At 54.3% G+C, this 19,749-nt stretch carries 15 protein-coding genes; 14 read left to right on the top strand and 1 reads right to left on the bottom strand.

Annotated elements, in window-relative coordinates; genetic code table 11:
- From PKO02S_RS20560 to gyrA, 11 genes are all read left to right on the top strand, one after another.
- Positions 1–1,900: dynamin family protein (locus PKO02S_RS20560; RefSeq protein WP_307720034.1), on the top strand; the 1,900-nt coding region annotated here is incomplete at its 5' end.
- A 154-nt stretch (positions 1,901–2,054) separates the two neighbouring features.
- Entirely contained in the window at positions 2,055–2,312 is a 258-nt protein-coding gene (locus tag PKO02S_RS20565) for a hypothetical protein (RefSeq protein ID WP_127585723.1), read from the top strand.
- Positions 2,272–4,044, top strand: a complete 1,773-nt coding sequence (locus tag PKO02S_RS20570; RefSeq protein ID WP_127585724.1) for an ABC transporter ATP-binding protein — start codon at positions 2,272–2,274, stop codon at positions 4,042–4,044. Before PKO02S_RS20565 ends, PKO02S_RS20570 begins: the two co-directional genes overlap by 41 nt.
- On the top strand, positions 4,041–5,909 hold the full coding sequence (locus PKO02S_RS20575; protein ID WP_127585725.1) for an ABC transporter ATP-binding protein: 1,869 nt from the start codon (positions 4,041–4,043) through the stop codon (positions 5,907–5,909). Before PKO02S_RS20570 ends, PKO02S_RS20575 begins: the two co-directional genes overlap by 4 nt.
- Positions 5,910–5,968: 59 nt before the next feature.
- Positions 5,969–6,940, top strand: a complete 972-nt coding sequence (coaA, locus tag PKO02S_RS20580) for a type I pantothenate kinase (RefSeq protein ID WP_127585726.1) — start codon at positions 5,969–5,971, stop codon at positions 6,938–6,940.
- 155 nt (positions 6,941–7,095) lie between these two features.
- On the top strand, positions 7,096–8,397 hold the full coding sequence (locus PKO02S_RS20585) for a glycoside hydrolase family 18 protein (RefSeq protein ID WP_127585727.1): 1,302 nt from the start codon (positions 7,096–7,098) through the stop codon (positions 8,395–8,397).
- 145 nt (positions 8,398–8,542) lie between these two features.
- Entirely contained in the window at positions 8,543–9,349 is an 807-nt protein-coding gene (locus tag PKO02S_RS20590) for a GDSL-type esterase/lipase family protein (protein WP_127585728.1), read from the top strand.
- Positions 9,350–9,364: 15 nt separating this feature from the next.
- Entirely contained in the window at positions 9,365–10,366 is a 1,002-nt protein-coding gene (locus PKO02S_RS20595) for an ABC transporter ATP-binding protein (protein WP_127585729.1), read from the top strand.
- Positions 10,359–11,363, top strand: coding sequence for an ABC transporter permease (locus PKO02S_RS20600; RefSeq protein WP_281280449.1), 1,005 nt, complete (start codon positions 10,359–10,361; stop codon positions 11,361–11,363). The genes PKO02S_RS20595 and PKO02S_RS20600 overlap by 8 nt, the downstream gene beginning before the upstream one ends.
- Before the next feature lie 58 nt (positions 11,364–11,421).
- Complete coding sequence (gene parE, locus PKO02S_RS20605; protein WP_127585730.1) at positions 11,422–13,404, top strand: DNA topoisomerase IV subunit B; 1,983 nt, start codon at positions 11,422–11,424, stop codon at positions 13,402–13,404.
- A 73-nt stretch (positions 13,405–13,477) separates the two neighbouring features.
- Entirely contained in the window at positions 13,478–15,922 is a 2,445-nt protein-coding gene (gyrA, locus tag PKO02S_RS20610) for a DNA gyrase subunit A (RefSeq protein WP_127585731.1), read from the top strand.
- A 16-nt stretch (positions 15,923–15,938) separates the two neighbouring features.
- Here gyrA and PKO02S_RS32495 read toward each other — a convergent pair whose 3' ends face one another.
- Positions 15,939–16,109, bottom strand: coding sequence for a hypothetical protein (locus tag PKO02S_RS32495; RefSeq protein ID WP_164821584.1), 171 nt, complete (start codon positions 16,107–16,109; stop codon positions 15,939–15,941).
- A gap of 199 nt (positions 16,110–16,308) precedes the next feature.
- Between PKO02S_RS32495 and PKO02S_RS20615 the strand changes: the two genes are divergently transcribed.
- The 3 genes from PKO02S_RS20615 to PKO02S_RS20625 all read left to right on the top strand — a co-directional run bounded on the left by PKO02S_RS20615 (position 16,309) and on the right by PKO02S_RS20625 (position 19,691).
- The gene (locus PKO02S_RS20615; protein WP_127585732.1) at positions 16,309–16,728 is read left to right on the top strand and encodes a MarR family winged helix-turn-helix transcriptional regulator; all 420 of its coding nucleotides are present in this window, start codon (positions 16,309–16,311) and stop codon (positions 16,726–16,728) included.
- 213 nt (positions 16,729–16,941) lie between these two features.
- A complete protein-coding gene (locus PKO02S_RS20620; RefSeq protein ID WP_164821585.1) occupies positions 16,942–18,765 on the top strand; it encodes a histidine kinase in 1,824 nt (607 codons plus the stop codon).
- Positions 18,762–19,691 (top strand): response regulator, encoded by a 930-nt coding sequence (locus PKO02S_RS20625; RefSeq protein ID WP_127585734.1) that lies wholly within the window; start codon positions 18,762–18,764, stop codon positions 19,689–19,691. The genes PKO02S_RS20620 and PKO02S_RS20625 overlap by 4 nt, the downstream gene beginning before the upstream one ends.
- Positions 19,692–19,749: the final 58 nt, after the last annotated feature.

The following is a 19,749-nucleotide window of genomic DNA, read 5'->3' on the forward strand; positions in this document are numbered from 1 at the left end:
GCTCGCGCCTAGCGCCGGCGGCGACCCGCGCGGCGGCATGCGGCGCACCGCGCAGCGGCTGCGGCGCGGCGCCGAGCTGCTCGGCGGCATCGGCGCGATGAAGTCGATCGTGCAGGCGATGCGCGACAAGGCGGAGCGCCTCGAGGGCAGCACGTTCACGATCGCCTTGTTCGGCGCCTTCAGCGCCGGCAAGTCTTCGTTCGCCAACGCCCTCATGGGCGAGGCGGTGCTGCCGGTATCGCCGAACCCGACTACGGCGGCGATCAACAAAATCGTCCCGCCGACGGCGGAATGGCCGCACGGCTCCGTGCGCGTGCAGATGAAGTCGGCGGAAGCCATGCTAGACGATGTTCGCTACTCGCTGCAGGTGCTGGGACACCAGGTGTCCAGCATGGACGAAGCGCTCGCCGCCATCGACAAGCTGAAGCCGGATGCGGTAGCTCCTAGCGGCAAGCCGCACTACACGTTCCTCAAGGCGGTCCGCAAAGGCTGGACATTCGCCTCGGAGCGGATGGGAGCCGAGCTGCGCGCCGACCTCCGCGAGTTCCGCTCCTTCGTCGCCGAAGAGAGTAAGTCGTGCTACGTTGCCTTTATCGAGCTCCACTACGCCTGCGCCTTGACGAATCAAGGCATGGTGCTCGTAGACACGCCTGGAGCCGACTCGATCAACGCCCGCCACACCGGAGTGGCGTTCGACTATATCAAGAACGCCGACGCGATCTTGTTCGTCACGTATTACAATCACGCGTTTTCCCAAGCCGACCGCGAATTCCTTCTGCAGCTCGGCCGAGTCAAGGATACGTTCGAGCTCGATAAAATGTTCTTCGTCGTCAACGCCGCCGATTTAGCCGCCAGCACGCAAGAGCTCGAAGGTGTCGTAGGCCATGTGACCTCGAACCTGCTGCAATACGGCATTCGCAAGCCTCGCATTTACCCGGTGTCGAGCTTAGCCGCCCTAGACGGCAAGCAGGACGGCAACGAAGCGCTGCTCGATCAATCGGGCATCCTTCCGTTCGAGCGGGACTTCGTCCGCTTCGCGTTCGAAGAACTGGCGGACATCGCCGTCCATGCGGCGAACCAGGAGCTCGAGCGGGCGAACGGCATGCTCCGCCAATGGATCGACAGCGCCCGCGAGGACGAAGCCGAGCGCAAGCGCCGGATCGAATCGCTGCGCGAAGCGCTTAACCATGCCGAGCAGCGGCTGGCCGAACGCGACGCGAGCGACGAGCTGAAGGAAGCGGCCGGGGAATCCCGCGAGCTGCTGTTCTATGTCAAGCAGCGGCTGTTCTTCCGCTTCGGCGAGCTGTATGCCTACGCATTCAACGCGGCTTCGCTGCGCGAGGACGCCGGGCCGATCCGCACGCTGCTTGGCGCCGCCGGCAAAGACATGCTGCGCCTCATCGCCTACGACTTGTCGCAGGAGCTGCTCGCCACGACGCTTCGTGTCGAGCAGGCGCTAGGCAAGCTGGCGCGAAAGCGGATGGAGCGCCAAGTGGAGCGTATCCGCGAGCGAATCCCTAGCTACGAACCTGCAGGCTTTGCCTCGCCTAAGTTCAAGACGCCGCATGTGGAGGAAAGCTTGAGCGGCATCGCCTTCGAGGAGAAGGAGCTGACCTCCATGTACAAGAGCGGCAAACACTTCTTCGAAGGCCCAGGCCGCATGCAGCTGCGCGAGCAGCTCGAGAAGCGGCTGCAGGAGCCGGTCGCGTCTTATATCGAACGCCACAGTGCGCTGATTGAGTCGACGTACGGCGACCAGTATGAGCGTCTCATCGATAGCTTGCAGGAGCGGGAACGGCAATCCGTGCAGGAGCATGTCGAAGGGCTGCTGGACGCGCTTGAGATGAAGATCGATCTCGGCGAGCTGCGCCGTTTGCAAGAGGCTTTTTCCCAGCTGTAACCGATCATTTCCTATCGTTTCCTATCGAACCCTCGTCGGAGCCAAACCAGGTCCGGCGGGGGTTGTCTTTTACCTGTCTCTATAAAGACCTTTTTTCCATATTTTCATGAAAACGTATCCATTGCAGGGTATCGGGACGATTCGGAAGATACTCATGGATTATGCGCTGATTTTCTCGATTTACGAAACATTTAGAAGGTTTACGGGGATTTCCCCCGTTTCGATTGATGGAGGAATGGAAGGGATGGTGTTAAGATACATAAAGATTGAAAATGCTTTCGGTGAATGTCAAGCCGACGCTCGCAGAGCGCATTTATGTGGCGAAATTTCCCAGGTCCGATTGTCGCCGCAAATGCTGAAGGAGGCACCTGATGAACGTATTAAAGCAATTGAAAGAGTTTTACTGGCATGAAAAGAAATGGTTGTTCGCATCGATTTTTTTCCTGATGTGCTCGACCGCCCTCGGGTTGGTATACCCGAATCTGCTCCGCTTCCTGATCGACGATGTCATCAGAGCTGAGAATTACAGCCTGGTCCCCTACATCGCGCTCTCGGTCATCGGTGTCATTGCGGTAAAAGCCAGCTTTCAGTTTCTGCACGGGTTCACGGGGGGAAGACTTGGCAACACCGTTGCGTACAACTTGCGCAATGCGCTTTACAGCAAGCTGCAATACTTGGCTTTTCAGTATTACGACCGGGCGAAGACCGGGGACCTGATGTCCCGGCTGACGGCCGACCTCGAAGCGATCCGACAATTCATCGGCTTCGGCTTCGCGCAAGTGCTGAACGTGTTCCTCATGTTAGGCTTCGGTACGATTATGATGCTAACGCTCAGTTGGCAGTTGACGCTAGTCACGTTCGTCACGGTACCTTTCATTGCCATCACGGCGCTTCGGTTCGAGAAGACGGTTCACCCCGCATTCCGTTCCGTTCGTAAGGCAATGAGTAATCTGACGACGGCCGTCCAAGAGAACATAACCGGCGTCCGCACCGTCAAATCGTTTGCCCGCGAGCCTTACGAGGTCGAGAAATTTTCTCATCGCAGCGAGGACTACAAGGCGAACCACATTACGTTGGCATTCGCTTGGGCCAAATTTTTCCCGCTGATGGAGCTGCTCTCCAACTTCTGCATTGTGCTATTGCTGACAGTCGGAGGCTGGTTCGTTATCGACGGCAAAATGACTATCGGTGAGCTTGTAGCCTTTTTCAGCGTCGTCTGGTATGTTATCGCGCCGATGCGCGACATCGGGCTTCATATTAACAACTATACGCAATCCAAAGCATCCGGCGAGCGAGTGCTTGAGATCTTGCACCAATACATGCACGTGAAGGACAAGACTGGCGCTTCGGTGCTCAAGAAAGATCAAGTCCAAGGCAGCGTGAAATTTGAAAAAGTGACGTTCGCTTATACGGATAAAGAGCCTGCGCTGACCGATTTCAATGTCGATGCGCCTGCGGGTACGGTCATCGGCTTGCTCGGGCCGACCGGTGCCGGCAAATCGACCGTCATCCAACTGCTGATGCGCGCCTACAACATTCGCGAAGGCCGCATCACGCTCGACGGACAAGATATTCGCGACATCAGTCTGACGAGCTTGCGGGAGCAAATCGCGCTCGTTTTCCAGGAAACCTTCTTGTTCTCGTCCTCGATCCGCAACAACATCGCCTATTCGCGCCGAGATGTGAGTATGGATGAAATTATTCGTGCGGCAAAGCTGGCCAAAGCCCATGACTTCATCATGGAATTGCCGGAAGGGTATGATACGATTGTCGGCGAACGGGGCATGGGGCTGTCGGGCGGACAAAAGCAGCGGATCGCCATCGCTCGAGCTTTCTTGCGCGATCCGAAAATTCTGATTCTCGACGATGCGACGAGCGCTGTCGATATGGAAACCGAGCATGAAATTCAAGCCGGCTTCCAGGAATTGATGAAAGGCCGGACGACGTTCATTATCGCTCACCGGATCTCTTCCTTGAAGCATGCCGATCAGATTATCGTGCTCGACCATGGCAAAATCGTTCAACGCGGCACCCACGAGCAGCTGCTTCGCGAGCCAGGACGCTACTATGAAACCTACAAAATTCAATACTCGGATCACCCGAGTCTCGTGAAGAAGCAGATCGAAAGGAGGTTGGCGAAATGAGTGCTACAGGCGCTAACACCCCCTTGAATAAACAAGTCCCGCCGGCGAAGCAGGAAGCTCCCGGCACGGGCGGCAAGGAACGGTTCGTCTATCAGGACGACGAGCTGATGGAACGAGAGTTCGACTGGGGCCAGCTTCGCCGACTGGGAGCGTATCTGAAGCCCTATCGGAAACAAATGCTGCCGATCATCCTGCTGGCCATGCTGCTCGGTACGATCGCCAAGCTGGCGATCCCGTTCCTGATCGGCTATGCGATCGATAATGCGATCACGGACGGCAAGCAGAAGCTGCTTTTCTCGATCGCTGGCGGTATGGTCGTGCTGTACTTCATCCAGTGGTTCGTCAACAACTACCGGATCCGCTATTTGAACATGATCGGCCAGAACGTCATCTATGATTTGCGGCAAGACTTGTTCAAGCATATTCAACAGCTGTCGTTCCGTTTCTTCGACAAACGTCCGGCGGGTTCAATTCTGGTCCGGATTACGAACGACGTCAACTCGCTGCAGGATTTGTTCACGAACGGCGTCGTCAACGTCTTGATCGATTCGATCCAATTGATCGGAATCATAGCCATCTTACTAACCTTGAATTTCAAATTGGGTCTGGCTATCATTGTAACTGTACCGGTCATGTTCTTCGTATCCGGCAAGCTGCGTCGTACGATTCGGATAGCCTGGCAGGATGTGCGGGTCAAGACATCCCGGATCAACTCCCATTTGGCGGAGAGCATTCAGGGTATTAAAGTAACGCAAGCTTTTACGCAAGAAAAAGAGAACATAGTTTATTTCGATCAGATGAATTCGGCGAACCGCAAGCTGTGGGATAAAGCGTCGACGCTGAACCAGACGTTCGGTCCGATCATCGAGCTGACAGCGGCAATCGGCACTTGTGTCTTGTTCTGGTACGGCTCACATCTGATTCAGACAGGTGCACTGACGATCGGCTTGCTCTACATGTTCGCGAACTATCTGGGCAACTTCTGGGAGCCGATCAACCGTCTCGGTCAAATGTACCAAGCTATGCTGATCGCCATGTCTTCCTCCGAGCGGATCTTCGAGTTCATGGACGAGAAGCCGACGGTAGGCGAGAAGCCGAACGCCAAGGAGCTGCCTCCAATCACCGGCAGCATCAAGCTCGAGAACATCGTGTTCGAATACGAGAAAGGCCGTCCGGCGCTTCGGGGCGTAAGCTTGCAAGCGAAGGCGGGGCAGTCGATCGCACTTGTCGGACATACTGGCTCCGGTAAGAGCACAATCATCAACCTGCTGTGCCGGTTCTATGATCCGGTCGAAGGTCAAGTGCTGATCGACGGTCAAGACATCCGCGATTTCACCTTGCAGAGCTTGCGTTCCCAAGTCGGCATCGTGCTGCAGGATACGTTTATTTTCTCCGGCTCGATCCGCGACAATATTCGTTTCGGCCGTCTTGATGCGACTGATATGGAAGTGGAAGCGGCAGCTCGCGCCGTCTACGCTCATGATTTCATCGCCGGACTGCCGGATGGGTACGATACGCAGGTGGAAGAGCGCGGCAATGTGCTGTCGATGGGTCAGCGTCAGCTGATCTCGTTCGCTCGTGCGCTGCTTGCCGACCCGCGCGTTCTTATCCTCGACGAGGCGACAGCGAGCATCGACACCGAGACCGAGCTGCGCATTCAGGAAGCGCTCAAGGCGCTGCTTGTCGGTCGGACGTCGTTTATTATCGCGCACCGCTTGTCCACGATTCGCAATGCGGATAAAATTATCGTAATGGATCACGGCCGTCTCATGGAAGAAGGCAGTCATGACGAGCTGATGCAGCATAAAGGCATTTACTACGGCCTTGTGGAAGCCCAATATAGATTTTTAGGCGATGCGGTGTAGCTTGCAGGGCTGCCGCCGGGTCGGCTAGGCACTGTCAGAACGGAAGGATGTATCACTTCATGGTGGAAGTCCCGCAAGCGGTCAGTCAAGAATTTACGCCTTACAACACCTTTACGCGCCAGGAATGGGCGAAGCTGCGGGATGTCACGCCGCTCACGTTGTCCGAAGCCGATCTGCTTCAGCTGCAGGGGTTGAACGACCGCATCTCGCTAGGCGAGGTGCAGGACATTTATTTGCCGCTCTCCCGGCTGCTCAATTTGTACGTGGAAGCGACCCAAGGGCTCTACAAGGCAACGCACACATTTCTGAACGATCATACGGCGAAGGTGCCTTACATTATCGGCATAGCAGGGAGCGTGGCGGTTGGCAAGAGCACGACGGCCCGCGTCTTGCAAGCGTTGCTGTCGCATTGGCCGAACCATCCGAAGGTCGATCTCGTGACGACGGACGGCTTCCTGCTACCGAACCGGGTGCTCGAAGAGCGCGGCTTGATGAAGCGCAAGGGGTTTCCGGAGAGCTACGACACGCGCAAGCTGATCCGGTTTCTCGCCGACATCAAATCCGGCCTTGCCGAGGTAAGCTGTCCGATCTACTCACACTTGGCTTATGACATTTTGCCGGACCGGAAGCAGACGATTCGTCAGCCGGACATTCTGATTTTCGAAGGCATCAACGTCCTTCAGGCGCACTCGATTCAGAATCGGAAAAATCGTCCCACCCGCGAGGTGTACGTCTCGGATTTCTTCGATTTCTCGATCTACGTCGATGCGAAGGAAGCCGACATCGAGGAATGGTACGTCGAGCGATTCAAGAAGCTGCGCAGCACGGCGTTCGCGAATCCGAGCTCGTACTTCCACCGTTACTCCAGCTTGAGCGACGCGGAGGCGATCGTGACGGCGACCGGCATTTGGCGGGAAATCAACCTGCTCAATCTGCACGAGAACATCCAGCCTACGCGGTCGCGCGCCGATCTGATCCTGACGAAGGGCGCCCGGCACGAGGCGGTCGAAGTGAAGCTTCGCAAGCTATAGCTTGCATTTGGAGGGGCAGCGGGGGATCCGCTGTCCTTTTTTGGTCCATTTTTCCACCGGACATGCATTTCTCCCGCTCCCCGGAATAGGCATAGAACCGATGAGCGGAACCGGCGGCAGCCAGCTGTCGGCGTGAGCGGGAGGAGGAGTCAAGTTTGCGAATTACTTCGGTTCAACCGGGAGATTCCTTATGGGCGATCGCTAGGCGGCATGGGGTGACCGTGGACGAAATGATTCGGGTGAACGGCCTGGAGGCGCAGGCCAATCGGTTGGTGCCCGGGCAAGCCTTGCTCGTGCCGATCCGGGAAATCGTGCACACGGTCGGAGCGGGCGAAACGTTGTGGAGCATCGCGAACCGCTACGGTGTGTCGCCTGACGCGATCGCTCACATGAACGGGATCAGCAATCCCGCGATGATCTATCCCGGCGCACAGCTGCGAATTCCGGGGACGAATGCGGCGGCGCAGCCGAAAATGACGATCGAAGTGAACGGCTACTTGCAGCTCAAGGGGACGGAGCGCGACCGGCAAATCGTCCAAGACACGGCTCGCCAGCTCACTTATTTCAGCTTGTTCCAATATGTGGCCGGCGCCGACGGCAGCCTCACGCCTCCACCCAAGCCGATTCCAACACTGGAGGCTATCGCCAAGACGAATGCCGTGCCGATGATGGTCGTGACGAATTTCAAAGACGGCACGTTCTCAGCGGAAATTGCCCATGCGGTATTCACGAATGCGCTTGCCCGCGAGAAGCTGATCCACAACATCGAGCAGACGCTTATGACGAATCAATATTATTCGCTCAACGTTGACTTCGAACACATTTACCCGGACGATCGTGACTTGTATACCGACTTCTTGAAGGAGCTTACCGGGCGCGTGCACGCGCTTGGCAAACCAATCTCGACCGCTGTTGCGCCTAAGACCAGCGCCGAGCAGAGCGGACCCTGGTATACGGCACATGATTACGGAGCGCACGGGGCGATTGTCGATTTCGTCATCCTGATGACGTACGAATGGGGATGGTCGGGTGGTCCTCCTATGGCGGTGGCGCCTATCCCTCAAGTAAAGAGGGTGTTGGATTACGCGCTCACCGTCATCCCCCGGCACAAAATCATACTTAGCGCTCCGTTATACGGCTATAACTGGACGCTTCCCTACAAACCCGGCGGCAAGTTTGCTCCAACACTCAGTCCGGAGGCCGCCGTAAAGCTGGCCTACGACGTCGGCGCCTACATCCAGTACGATCCGACGGCGCTGGCTCCCTTTTTCCGCTATTACGACAAGGAGGGGCTGGAGCATATCGTCTGGTTCGAGGATGCGCGCAGCATGCAGGCGAAGTTCAACTTGATCAAACAATATAACCTGCGCGGAATAAGCTATTGGGTACTCGGCCAGCCGTTCACGCAAAACTGGATGCTGCTCGAAGCAAACTTCAACGTGAAAAAGGTTAAATAACCTGTGGGTGTCAAGCACATCCTCCGAAGTCCGACCCAGGTCTTTCGGAGGGTTTTTGCTGTGCCCGGCGTAGGGGAATTTGCAAAATCTACACGAAACCTATACTCTACTAAATAGACACTTAAGCCGCTAGGGGGGGAAAACGATGAAGTCGTCGCGCTTGCTCTGGAGAACCGTCGGTCTGGCCGCCGTCCTCACGACCGTCATGATGCTGGTCGGGCTCGTCTATGCCATGAACGATATTTTGAACCCGCAGCCGGTCGAGTACATGGCGGAGCCGGAGCAGCCGAAGCCGGAATCGCCGCTCGACAAGAACAGCATCAATATTGTGGCTCTTGGCGATTCGCTCACGAAAGGCACCGGGGATGCCAGCGGGAAAGGCTATGTTCTGAATGTGAAGGAGCAGTTGGAGAAAAAAGCGGGCAAGGAAGTGCACCTGATCGGCAATTATGGCATCAGCGGGTATAAAACCGATCAGCTGCTGAAGGATCTCCAAGAGCAGAAAAGCATCGCCTACGGGATCGACCAAGCGGATCTCATCTTGTTAACCATGGGCGGCAACGATCTGTTCGACATTTCCAAGAACGTGCAGACCTCGTCGACGGATCAGCTCGATCCGGAGAAAGTGAGGCTGGCCATGCCGGAGCCGCTCAAACGAATGGAGCAAATTCTCGTGAGGCTCGCCGAATTGAATCCGCAGGCTACGATCGCATATGTAGGCGTGTACAATCCGTTCTACGATTTGCCGGAGATGCGGCCGGCATCCGTCCACGTCGCGGAATGGAACGAGGCCGTGTTCCGGTTAACCCTTCGGTATCCGAATTTGGTGTACGTTCCGTCGTTCGATCTGTTCCAGCTGAACTTCTCCAAGTACATCTATACGGACCATTTCCACCCGAACGAACAAGGCTATGTCCGGATCGCGGAACGCGTCGTGCAGGCACTGCAATAAGGAGGAGGGGCATCGATGTCCTTGACGAATGGGGCGGCCGTCCTGTCGGTCCGCAACGTGAAGAAGAGAATCGGCAAACGGCTCATTATTAAAGGCGTGTCATTCGAAATCGGCGAAGGTGAGATTTTCGGCTTTCTTGGGCCGAACGGCTCCGGCAAAACGACGACGATCCGGATGCTCGTCGGGCTGATCGCGCCAACCGAAGGCTCGATCCGCATTTGCGGCTACGATATCCGAACCGATCACAATGAAGCTTTGCGCCTGGTAGGTTGTATCGTGGAAAATCCCGAGCTGTACTCATACATGACCGGATGGGACAACCTTGACCATTTTGCGCGAATGCTGCCTGGCGTGGACGAAGCGAGAATTCACGAAGTGGTGGAGCTGGTCGGACTCGATCAGCGGATCCACGACAAAGTGCGCACGTACTCGCTCGGCATGCGCCAACGGCTGGGCATCGCTCAGGCGATGCTCGGCCGGCCGAAGCTGCTCATTCTCGACGAGCCGACGAATGGCCTGGACCCGCAAGGGATCAAGGAGATGCGCGCCTTCATCCGCAAGCTGGCGGACGAAGGGCTGAGCGTGTTCGTCTCCAGCCATCTGCTGAGCGAGATTCAGCTGATGTGCGACCGGGTGGCGATTATAAGCCATGGCGAGGTACTGGCGGTCGGCGAGGTGGACGAGCTGCTGCGGGAAGCCGGCGAACGGATCGCCTGGCAGGTGGAGCCTCGCGTGCTGGCGCTTCAAGTATTTCTTGGCGAGTCTCAGACGGTGCAGTTGCTGGATGAAGCCGAAGCCGAGCCTGATGTCGCAGCCATAACCGCAGATCCGCATCACGCCGACGCAGAGCTTCTTACATCCACCCGCCTCATTATGACGCGGATGGAGCCGGAGCATATCCCTGCGCTGACAGGCAAGCTGGTCGCTGCAGGTGTGCGCGTCTACGGCATCCAGCACCGAAATCCGACGCTCGAAGAGCTGTTCCTCAGCATGACGGAGGGGGAGACCATTGACTAACGAACGAATCGGGCTGTACCCGCTGGTTAAGAACGAGACGATCAAGATGTTGAAGAAGCGCCGCTTTCTCGTCGTTTTGCTTATTTTGGCGGCTCTAATTCCGATGTTTACATACGCGCAGATGAAGGTCGCGCAGAACAACCAGAAGCAATTCGGACAGCAGGACTGGCGGCTGGTCAACCAGCAGAAGATCAAGGACTACCAAAATCGGCTGAGCAGCGGACGCGTTCCGGAAGAGTGGAAAAAGGTGATGCGCGTGCAGGTTCGGGTGCTTCAGTACTACCTGGACAAAAACGTCAACCCGGAGTCGCCGAACGCCGTCACCTTCACCATTGGATTTCTAAAAAACGCGATTTTCCTGTTCATCCCGCTCATGGTGATGGTCATCGCTTCGGATCTGGTCTCCTCCGAGCATTCGACGGGAACGATCAAGCTGCTGCTAACTCGACCTGTCCGACGATGGAAGGTGCTGCTTAGCAAATACATTGCGATGATTTTCTATGTATCGCTTACGGTCTTTGCCACGGCAGCGCTCTGCTACTTGATCTCGGGGGTCGCGTTCGGCTACGGCGGATGGAATATGCCGATCTTCAGCGGCTTCAAGGTGATCGGCGAAGAGGTCGATTTCAGCTACGTCCATCCGGTGCCGCAATGGCTGTATTTGCTTATGGAGTGCGGGTTAGTGTGGTTCGCCGCCTTCGTCGTGGGCTGTATGTCGCTGACGATTTCGGTGCTCGTGCGCAGCACGGCCGCAGGCATGGGAATCATGCTGGCGCTGTTGATCGCGGGTTCGATCTTGAGCAATATGGCATCTTCTTGGACCCAGGCGAAATATTTGTTCATGGTCAACTTGTCGCTGACGGACTACTTATCGGGCGGTTTGCCGCCGATCGAGGGCATGAATTTGGCGTTCTCGATGACTGTATTGTCGGCGTGGACGGTAGCGGCCGTAGCGATTTCGTTCTGGACGTTTATGAAAAAAGACATATTAAATTAATGGAAACTGATGATATAATGCATAATATGTTACAACCTTGTGGAATGGGGGCTTCAGGATGGCCGAACAGTTGAACTTGTTCTCCGCGCCGGAGACCGCTCCGATCGCGGCTGCCGGCTATGATGCGGACGATATTCAAGTGCTGGAAGGCCTCACCGCCGTCCGGAAACGGCCGGGTATGTATATCGGCAGCACCAGCTCGTCGGGCTTGCATCACCTGGTGTGGGAAATTGTCGACAACGCGGTCGATGAGCATTTGGCCAAGTTTTGCTCGAAGATCGACGTCATCATACATAGAGATCAATCGGTAACGGTGAGGGACAACGGACGAGGCATTCCGACAGGAATGCACAAGATGGGGATTCCGACTCCGCAGGTCGTGTTTACGATTCTGCATGCAGGCGGGAAATTCGGCGGCAACGGCTATAAGAAATCGGGCGGACTCCATGGGGTAGGCGCATCGGTGACGAACGCGCTATCCGAGTGGCTCGAGGTCGAGATCAACCGGGAAGGCAAAATTCACCGCCAGCGTTTCGAATTCTGGGTGGATACGGAGGGCAAGGAGCATGTCGGCGAACCGACAGGAGGCCTTGAGATCATCGGGAATACGAACCGGACGGGAACGAAGGTGACTTTCAAGCCGGACAAGCGGGTGTTCCAAGGCGGCATCGCGCTCAGCTATGACACATTGGCCGAACGGCTGCAGGAAATCGCTTTCCTCAATAGCGGCTTGCAGGTGAACATCAAGGACGAGCGCTCGGACAAGCAGGAGACGTTCCAATACGCGGGCGGCGCCAAGCAGTTCGTGCAATTTCTGAACGACGACAAGACCGTGCTGCACGATGTGATTCACTTCAGCGCGGAGAAGGACGAGATCGAAGTAGAGGTTGCCTTCCAGTACAACGACGGGTATACAGAGACAATCGCTTCGTTCGTCAACTCGATCCCGACGCGCGGCGGCGGGACGCATGAGACCGGCTTCAAGACGGCTTACACGCGGGTAATGAACGATTACGCCCGCAAGGCCGGCATCTTGAAGGAGAAAGAGAAAAATCTCGAAGGCGCCGACTTGCGCGAAGGCATGATGGTCGTCATCAACGTCAAGATGGGCGAGGTCGAGTTCGTCGGACAGACGAAGGACCAGCTCGGCAGCGCCTCGGCACGGAGCGCGGTGGACGCGATCGTATCCGAGCAGATGGATGTGTTCCTGGAGGAGAATCCCCAGGTGGCGCAACAGCTGCTCAAAAAAGCGGTGCAGTCGGCCAAAGCTCGGGAAGCGGCTCGCAAAGCTCGCGAAGAAGTGCGCAACGGCAAGAAAGGCAAAAGCGAAAGCTCCAACCTGAACGGCAAGCTGACGCCGGCGCAGTCCAAGGACCATGAGCGCAATGAGCTGTTCATCGTCGAAGGCGACTCGGCGGGCGGCTCGGCGAAGCAAGGCAGGGACTCGCGCCACCAGGCGATCCTGCCGCTCAAGGGCAAACCGATGAATCCGGAGAAAGCCAAGCTGATCGACATTCTTAAGAACGACGAATACAAAGCGATCATCGCTGCGATCGGCGCGGGAGTCGGCTCCGAATTCGAGCTGGAAGAATCGAATTACGGCAAGATCATCATTATGACCGACGCCGACACGGACGGGGCGCACATTCAAGTGCTGCTGCTCACGTTCTTCTATCGCTACATGAAGCCGCTCATCGATGGCGGCAAAGTATTTATCGCCCAACCGCCGCTCTATAAAGTGACCAAAAAAGCGGGCAAAAACAGCATAATGAAGTATGCTTACTCCGACGAGCAGCTGGCAGTCTTCACGAAGGAATTGGGCAAATCCGTCGAGCTGCAGCGGTACAAAGGACTGGGCGAGATGAATCCGGACCAGCTGTGGGAAACGACGATGGATCCCGGAACGCGGACGCTGCTGCAGGTACAGATCGAGGATGCCGCCAAGGCGGAACGCCGAGTGTCCACTCTGATGGGCGACAAGGTCGATCCGCGCAAACGGTGGATTATCGAGAATGTCGACTTCACGGAGTACGTGGAGTAATCGAGCAAGAGCAATATCTCCATATCTCGCGTAGGCGTGACGGAAGAAAGCAATTTGAGGTGATTGGACACGTATGAGCTCACCGGAACAGCTATTGCCTGCATTCCTGGAAGAAATCGTTGGCGACCGCTTCGGCCGCTATTCCAAATATATTATTCAAGACCGGGCTATCCCCGATGTGCGCGACGGCTTGAAGCCCGTGCAGCGGCGTATTCTGTACGCGATGTACGAGGCCGGCAACACGCCGGACAAGCCGTATCGCAAGTCGGCCAAAACGGTAGGCGACGTGATGGGCAACTACCATCCGCACGGCGACTCTTCGATCTATGAAGGGATGGTGCGGATGGCCCAGCCGTGGAAGATGGCGCATACGCTGGTAGACGGCCACGGCAACTGGGGTTCGATGGACGACGATCCGGCGGCCGCCATGCGGTACACGGAAGCGCGATTGTCCGAGATCGCGATGGAGCTGCTGCGAGACATCGAGAAGCGGACCGTCCTGTTCCGCGACAACTTCGACAACACGACGAAGGAGCCATCCGTGCTTCCTTCGCGTTTCCCGAACCTGCTTGTGAACGGGGTGAGCGGGATCAGCTCCGGCTTCGCGACCGAGATCCCGACGCACAACCTGCGCGAGGTCATCGACGCTTGTACTGCGCTGATCGACAATCCGGATATGCCGCTTGAGGATCTGATGAACGTCGTCAAGGGGCCGGATTTCCCGACCGGCGGCATCATTATGGGTGAGGAAGGCATTCGCGAGGCGTATCGCACCGGGAAAGGCCGGATCTACGTCCGCGCCAAGACGTCGATCGAGGATATGAAGGGCGGCCGCCAGCAGATCGTCATCACGGAGATTCCGTATCAGGTCGTCAAGTCGAAGCTCGTCACTGCGATGGAGAACATCCGGCTGGAGAAGAAGGTTGAAGGCATTGCGGAAGTTCGAGATGAGAGCGGACGTAACGGCCTGCGCATCGTAATCGAGCTGAAGAAAGAAGCCGACGCTTCGGGAATCCTGGCCTATTTGCTGAAGAAAACCGATCTGCAAGTAACCTACAACTTCAACATGGTGGCGATTGTCAACAAAACGCCGATGCAGCTCGGCATCAAGCAGATGCTGGAGGCCTACATCGCGCACCAGAAAGAAATCATTACCCTTCGAACCCGCTATGATCTGGAGAAAGCGGAGGACCGTGCGCATATTCTAGAAGGGTTGGCCAAGGCGCTTAATGTGCTGGATGAAGTCATTGCCACGATCAAGGCGTCGAAGAACCGTCAGGACGCTCAGAACAATCTCGTTGCGCGATTCGGGTTCACCGAGCGACAAGCGGACGCCATTCTGGTGCTCCAGCTATACCGTCTGACGAACCTGGAGATCCATTCGATCGAGAAAGAGCTGAAGGAAGTTCAGAAGACGATCGCTTACCTGCGGTCCATTCTCGACAGCAATAAGAAGCTAATGGGTGTCATCAAGGACGAGATGGGCGACATTCGCGCGAAATTCGGCATCGATCGCCGGTCGGAGCTGCAAGGCGAGGTCGAGGAGCTCAAGGTCAACCTTGAGGTGATGGTGACGCCGGAAGATGTGCTTGTGACGTTGACGAACGAAGGGTATGTGAAACGAACGAGTCTGCTTTCGTTCAATCGGTCGGGCGGCGAGTTGGAAAGCACGGGGCTGAAGGAGAAGGATTACGTTCGCTACGTGCTCGAGGTCAATACGATCGAAAACCTGCTTATTTTCACACAGAAGGGCTTGTCCTTCCTGCTGCCGGTCCATCAGGTGCCGGAGTACAAGTGGAAGGACAACGGGACGGCTATCGTAAACGTCATCCCGATCGCCAAGGACGATCGTATCGTCAGAGTGATTCCGATCAAAGATTTCGAGGATCCGCAGAAGTCGTTCGTCTTTGTGACGAGAAGAGGACAAGTGAAGCGGACTGAGCTCAAGGAGTATTATACGAACCGTTCCGGCGGCATCGTCGCCATCAAGCTGGGCGAGCAGGACGAAGTGCTCACGGTGCGGCTGAGCGACAATTCGAAGGAGCTCTTGCTCGTCACGAAGCTCGGCATGAGCATCCGGTTCCGCGAGATGGAAGTGAATCCGATGGGCCGTGCGGCGGCCGGCGTGAGAGGCATTCAGCTGCGGGAAGACGATGAAGTGGTCGGCGCCGAGTGGGTGGACGGCGAAGAAGGCGAAGTGCTCGTGATCTCTGAGCTTGGTTATGCCAAGAGCTCGCTATTGCTTGATTATCCGGTGCAAGGACGGGGCGGCAAAGGGATCATTACGTTCGAGTTCAAGGAAGGCAAGCGGGTGCGGGCCAACGGCTCCGAGCTCGTGAAGGCGTTCTTCGTGAAGCACGCGTTGCAATTAAGCGCCGTGCTGAAGAGCGGCGAGCTGGTCACATTCTCGTCGGAGTCCGCTCCGATCGAGGAACGCAAATCATCGGGCAAACAAGTCGTATCCGTCGGCAAAACCGATCAAGTCGTTGCGGTAGTGCGCAGAGGGATTCACTCGTAGAGGCAAGGCTTCGGCATCAATCGTAGGACTCGTACGGCGGGTCCAGCTTCTCGATCAGCTTCAGGAACAACTCCATGACGGCCCACACTGGCATAGGCTCATCCAGCTTATTCAGCCATTGCGGGTCGTTTATTATGCCTTCGGTTAAAGCTTTCTTCACGATCTCCAGCTTTTGCGCTTGATCCATGGGGAATCCGCTCCTCTCAAGGTGGACTGGTTTCGTCAATTTCTCCCCTATCCTTCTGCAATATATGTAAAAGCCTAGCGAAACGTTATCGATTGGCCCCGATTCGTGGGTGAAAATATTAACGGGATTAATCTATTATCCGACATGGGCGGCTGATATAATAGTAGTATAACCAATCGGCACGGGAGGGATAATCGCGATGCATTCCAAGGAATTTGCCAGACTGTGGAGCAAGATCAGCAAGGACTTGAAGCTGCACTTGGAGACGGAGCTGGCGCCTAGCTTGACCGAGGGACAGCTGCATGTGCTGGAGGTATTGCTGGGGATGGAGAAGCAGGGAGCGGGGAGGATGAAGCCTTCCGACCTGCTGGAGCATCTGCACACGACGCCGGCGGCCATTACGACGCTGCTGGACCGGATGGAGAAGAACGAGCTGATCATGCGCCAGCGGGATGAGAAAGACCGGCGGATCGTCTGGATTATTCCGACGGAGAAAGGGTATTCCGAGCATGCGCGCGGGCTGCATGTCCGGGACTCGTTCATTGAGGCGCAGCTCGACCGCATCTCCTCGCACAACCAGCAGCTGCTCATGTTCCTGCTTGGCAAAGTAGCGAATTAACTAGTCAGATAGAAGGCCGAAAGGGCTGTTCCCACACAGGGACAGTCCTTTTAGCGCTTCGTTCCGCCTAGTGCTGTGAAGTATAGAGTGTGCCCGCTCCAGGTGCATGATCTAGGATCCGTCGTGACTGCTGAATAGATTGAAGGATGGACGGAACCATGGTAGAATTGCTCCTAGGATCGACGCCGTTCGAGTATATCGGGGAGTATGTTCATGAGATCGGATTCTACTGAATTTTCAATGAAAATAATGACTATTTTTTTTGCTATATCGCTTTGCACCGCTTTCGTTTTCATCTTTTACTATCAGGATGTGAACAAATCCAAAGATGATATCAGCATGGAGATTCTACAAGACAAGTCGGGAAACATGACGTTGTCCGATGTGAAAATCAGCGATCAATTCGTAGCTTTGCCTGGCAACAATTCCAAGGTTGGCTATTCTCCGGTCCGATTATGGTTCAAAATAAAAGTAAATCGGTATAACGCGGATGAAATGAATTACCTTACCATAAACAACCCTCTTTTTGAAGATGCAACGATTTACTTCCCGACAAGTAACGATTACGTAACCAAGCATTTCGGCTTCGCGTATAAGAGCAATTCCGATGAGATCGACTTTGTCTACCCCGCATTCCAAATCCCGCCTCATTTTGATCATAATCAGTATATATACATGACAAGCAAATCGTTATACGGACAAAACTTTATTGTTCAACTCGTAAATGATGATCTATTTAGGAAGTCAAGTCTGATAAACGTCTTGGCGGGAGGCATCCTATTCGGCGTTATGGCGGCATTGTTTTTTTATCATTTGATCACGGGTTTAGCCATAAAAAACAAAACTTTTTTAATATACTGCTTTTTTGTTTTCACCACCTTGTTATGGAATGCGACAACGACGGGACTGTTAAACATCACGGGCTTCAAGTACGCTTATTGGATTGCGGATTACTCCGCGGGCATCGGCATTCTCATGTCGCTTGCCATCACCATTTTTATGAGAGCGATTTTTCAGACCCCAACCAGGTTCCCCAAGATCGATTTTTGTTTAAAGCTGCTCATCCTATACTTCCCTATCGATTTATTGCTGTTTCTTTTCGTTAGTAGAGAGCTGGGGGCATTTGCTGCCGGCGCATCTTCTGTGGTGTATTTATTGTATTTTATCGTTATGGTTACAGGAATATGGAACAAAACCATTCGTTCGCCGCAACTCATAACGGCATGGCTCTTGTTTATTGTGTCGATAATCTTGTTTTATTTGATGGTTTTCGGAGTGCTTCCTCAAAGTTACATTCTGATTTATTACTTATTTTTTATTTCTTGCGTATCCGCTACCGCCTTTGCCCTGTCTCTCGCGGGAATCATAAATGATTTAAATGAAGAGAAGCAACGCAATCAGGTTCTGTTTGAGAATTCCGAAATTCAATCCAGGCAGTTTGAGCTTGCGTTCATACGGGCACAAATGGATCCGCATTTTGTTCACAACACCTTGAATGTGATAGAAGGGGTCATTGCTGAAGACAAAGAAAAAGCGGGCAGCTTGGTCAACGATTTATCCCATTATCTCCGAAATATATTCGATTACAGCAATTCGGAAAGATATATTTCTATCCACGAGGAGTTGGATACAGTCAAGTTTTATGTTCGTATTGAACAAGCCAGGTTCCCGGACAAAATAGTCGTCAACTATGAAGTCGATCCAGGCATTCAATTAAAGGTGCCACGCTTGGTTATTCAACCCTTGGTAGAAAATGCGATTAAACACGGGATACGTAAAAGGAAAATTGCAGGAACCGTCACGATCAGTGTTAAAAGGCTTGAACGGGGCTTCTTGATAGCGGTAGAAGACGACGGTGTCGGCATTGAAGACGCGGACAAATATAAACTGCTTGAATACTCGTCCAACAAGGGCATTGGGCTTGCCCATATAAACGCGCGGCTTAAGGCCGAGTATGGCACGCAGCTTCAAATCGTTAGCCAGAAGGGTAAAGGAACTGCGGTTCGTTTTGAAGTACCCATTAAGGAGCGGCCATGAAAGTTATTGTTGTAGACGATGAATATTATGCACTGCGGAACTTGAAAAGCAAGTTGGAGAAAATGGAGGATGTCGAAGTCGTTGCGATGTATGAAGATCCTGCAACAGCCTTGGAAGAAATGAGCAGCATGCAGCCCGACCTTGCTCTACTGGATATCGAAATGCCGGAGATCGATGGCATAACCTTGTTGGGGATGATGTTCAAAAAAAGACCGGAAATGGATTTTGTTTTTACAAGCGCTCACCATGCCTATGTGTCGGACACGCTTGAAACAAAAGCGTTGGATTTTCTCGTTAAACCGGTGAAGTACGAACAACTTTATGTCACCTTGGAAAAGATAAAGAAGATCAGAAGCAAAAGCGGCATGAGACGAAAAATGGAGATTAAGTGTTTTGGCGACTTTGCCGTATTGATCGACGGGCAATTGATCGACGACAATTGGCGAACCAAAAAAACGGAAGAGCTTCTCGCTTATTTGTTATGCATGAACGGCAAGTATGTGTCCAGAGAACGGATCATTAATGACTTGTGGCCCGATTTGGAGATGAATAAAGGTTATGCAAACTTATATACGACGCAATATAACTTAAAGAAACGATTCGACGCTTATGGCATCCATCATTTGATCAAGAGCAGACTGGGGAACATTTGGCTCAATATCGAAGACATTAAAGTGGATTTATTGGAGTTCGATCACTTCAGTAACCGTTTTAATGCAGATAATAGTAAAATGGAAAGCCTCGAGCAAATGGTGGAGCTGTACAAAGGCATGTTATTTGAAAACAAGCTTTATTCATGGACGTTAAGTATACAGCAACCTTACGAGGTAAGGTACGACAATGCGTTAAATACTCTGATCCAGTTTTATAGGGAACGCGGCGATGAGAAAAGAGCCGGATACTATGAAATGAAAAAAACGTTCTGATCCAATAGCGTCCGGATAATAAAATCGCCCGCATGCTGTGACCGGCTGCGGGCGATTT

The organism is Paenibacillus koleovorans NBRC 103111 (assembly GCF_004000845.1).
GTDB classification, from domain to species: domain Bacteria; phylum Bacillota; class Bacilli; order Paenibacillales; family NBRC-103111; genus Paenibacillus_AA; species Paenibacillus_AA koleovorans.

Excerpts from the sequence above, each read along its gene's own strand:
- PKO02S_RS20565 (WP_127585723.1), top strand. The coding sequence starts at position 2,055 with ATGGATTATGCGCTGATTTTCTCGATTTACGAAACATTTAGAAGGTTT.
- PKO02S_RS20570 (WP_127585724.1), top strand. The coding sequence starts at position 2,272 with ATGAACGTATTAAAGCAATTGAAAGAGTTTTACTGGCATGAAAAGAAA.
- PKO02S_RS20575 (WP_127585725.1), top strand. The coding sequence starts at position 4,041 with ATGAGTGCTACAGGCGCTAACACCCCCTTGAATAAACAAGTCCCGCCG.
- coaA (WP_127585726.1), top strand. The coding sequence starts at position 5,969 with ATGGTGGAAGTCCCGCAAGCGGTCAGTCAAGAATTTACGCCTTACAAC.
- PKO02S_RS20590 (WP_127585728.1), top strand. The coding sequence starts at position 8,543 with ATGAAGTCGTCGCGCTTGCTCTGGAGAACCGTCGGTCTGGCCGCCGTC.
- PKO02S_RS20595 (WP_127585729.1), top strand. The coding sequence starts at position 9,365 with ATGTCCTTGACGAATGGGGCGGCCGTCCTGTCGGTCCGCAACGTGAAG.
- parE (WP_127585730.1), top strand. The coding sequence starts at position 11,422 with ATGGCCGAACAGTTGAACTTGTTCTCCGCGCCGGAGACCGCTCCGATC.
- gyrA (WP_127585731.1), top strand. The coding sequence starts at position 13,478 with ATGAGCTCACCGGAACAGCTATTGCCTGCATTCCTGGAAGAAATCGTT.
- PKO02S_RS32495 (WP_164821584.1), bottom strand. The coding sequence starts at position 16,109 with ATGGATCAAGCGCAAAAGCTGGAGATCGTGAAGAAAGCTTTAACCGAA.
- PKO02S_RS20615 (WP_127585732.1), top strand. The coding sequence starts at position 16,309 with ATGCATTCCAAGGAATTTGCCAGACTGTGGAGCAAGATCAGCAAGGAC.
- PKO02S_RS20620 (WP_164821585.1), top strand. The coding sequence starts at position 16,942 with ATGAGATCGGATTCTACTGAATTTTCAATGAAAATAATGACTATTTTT.
- PKO02S_RS20625 (WP_127585734.1), top strand. The coding sequence starts at position 18,762 with ATGAAAGTTATTGTTGTAGACGATGAATATTATGCACTGCGGAACTTG.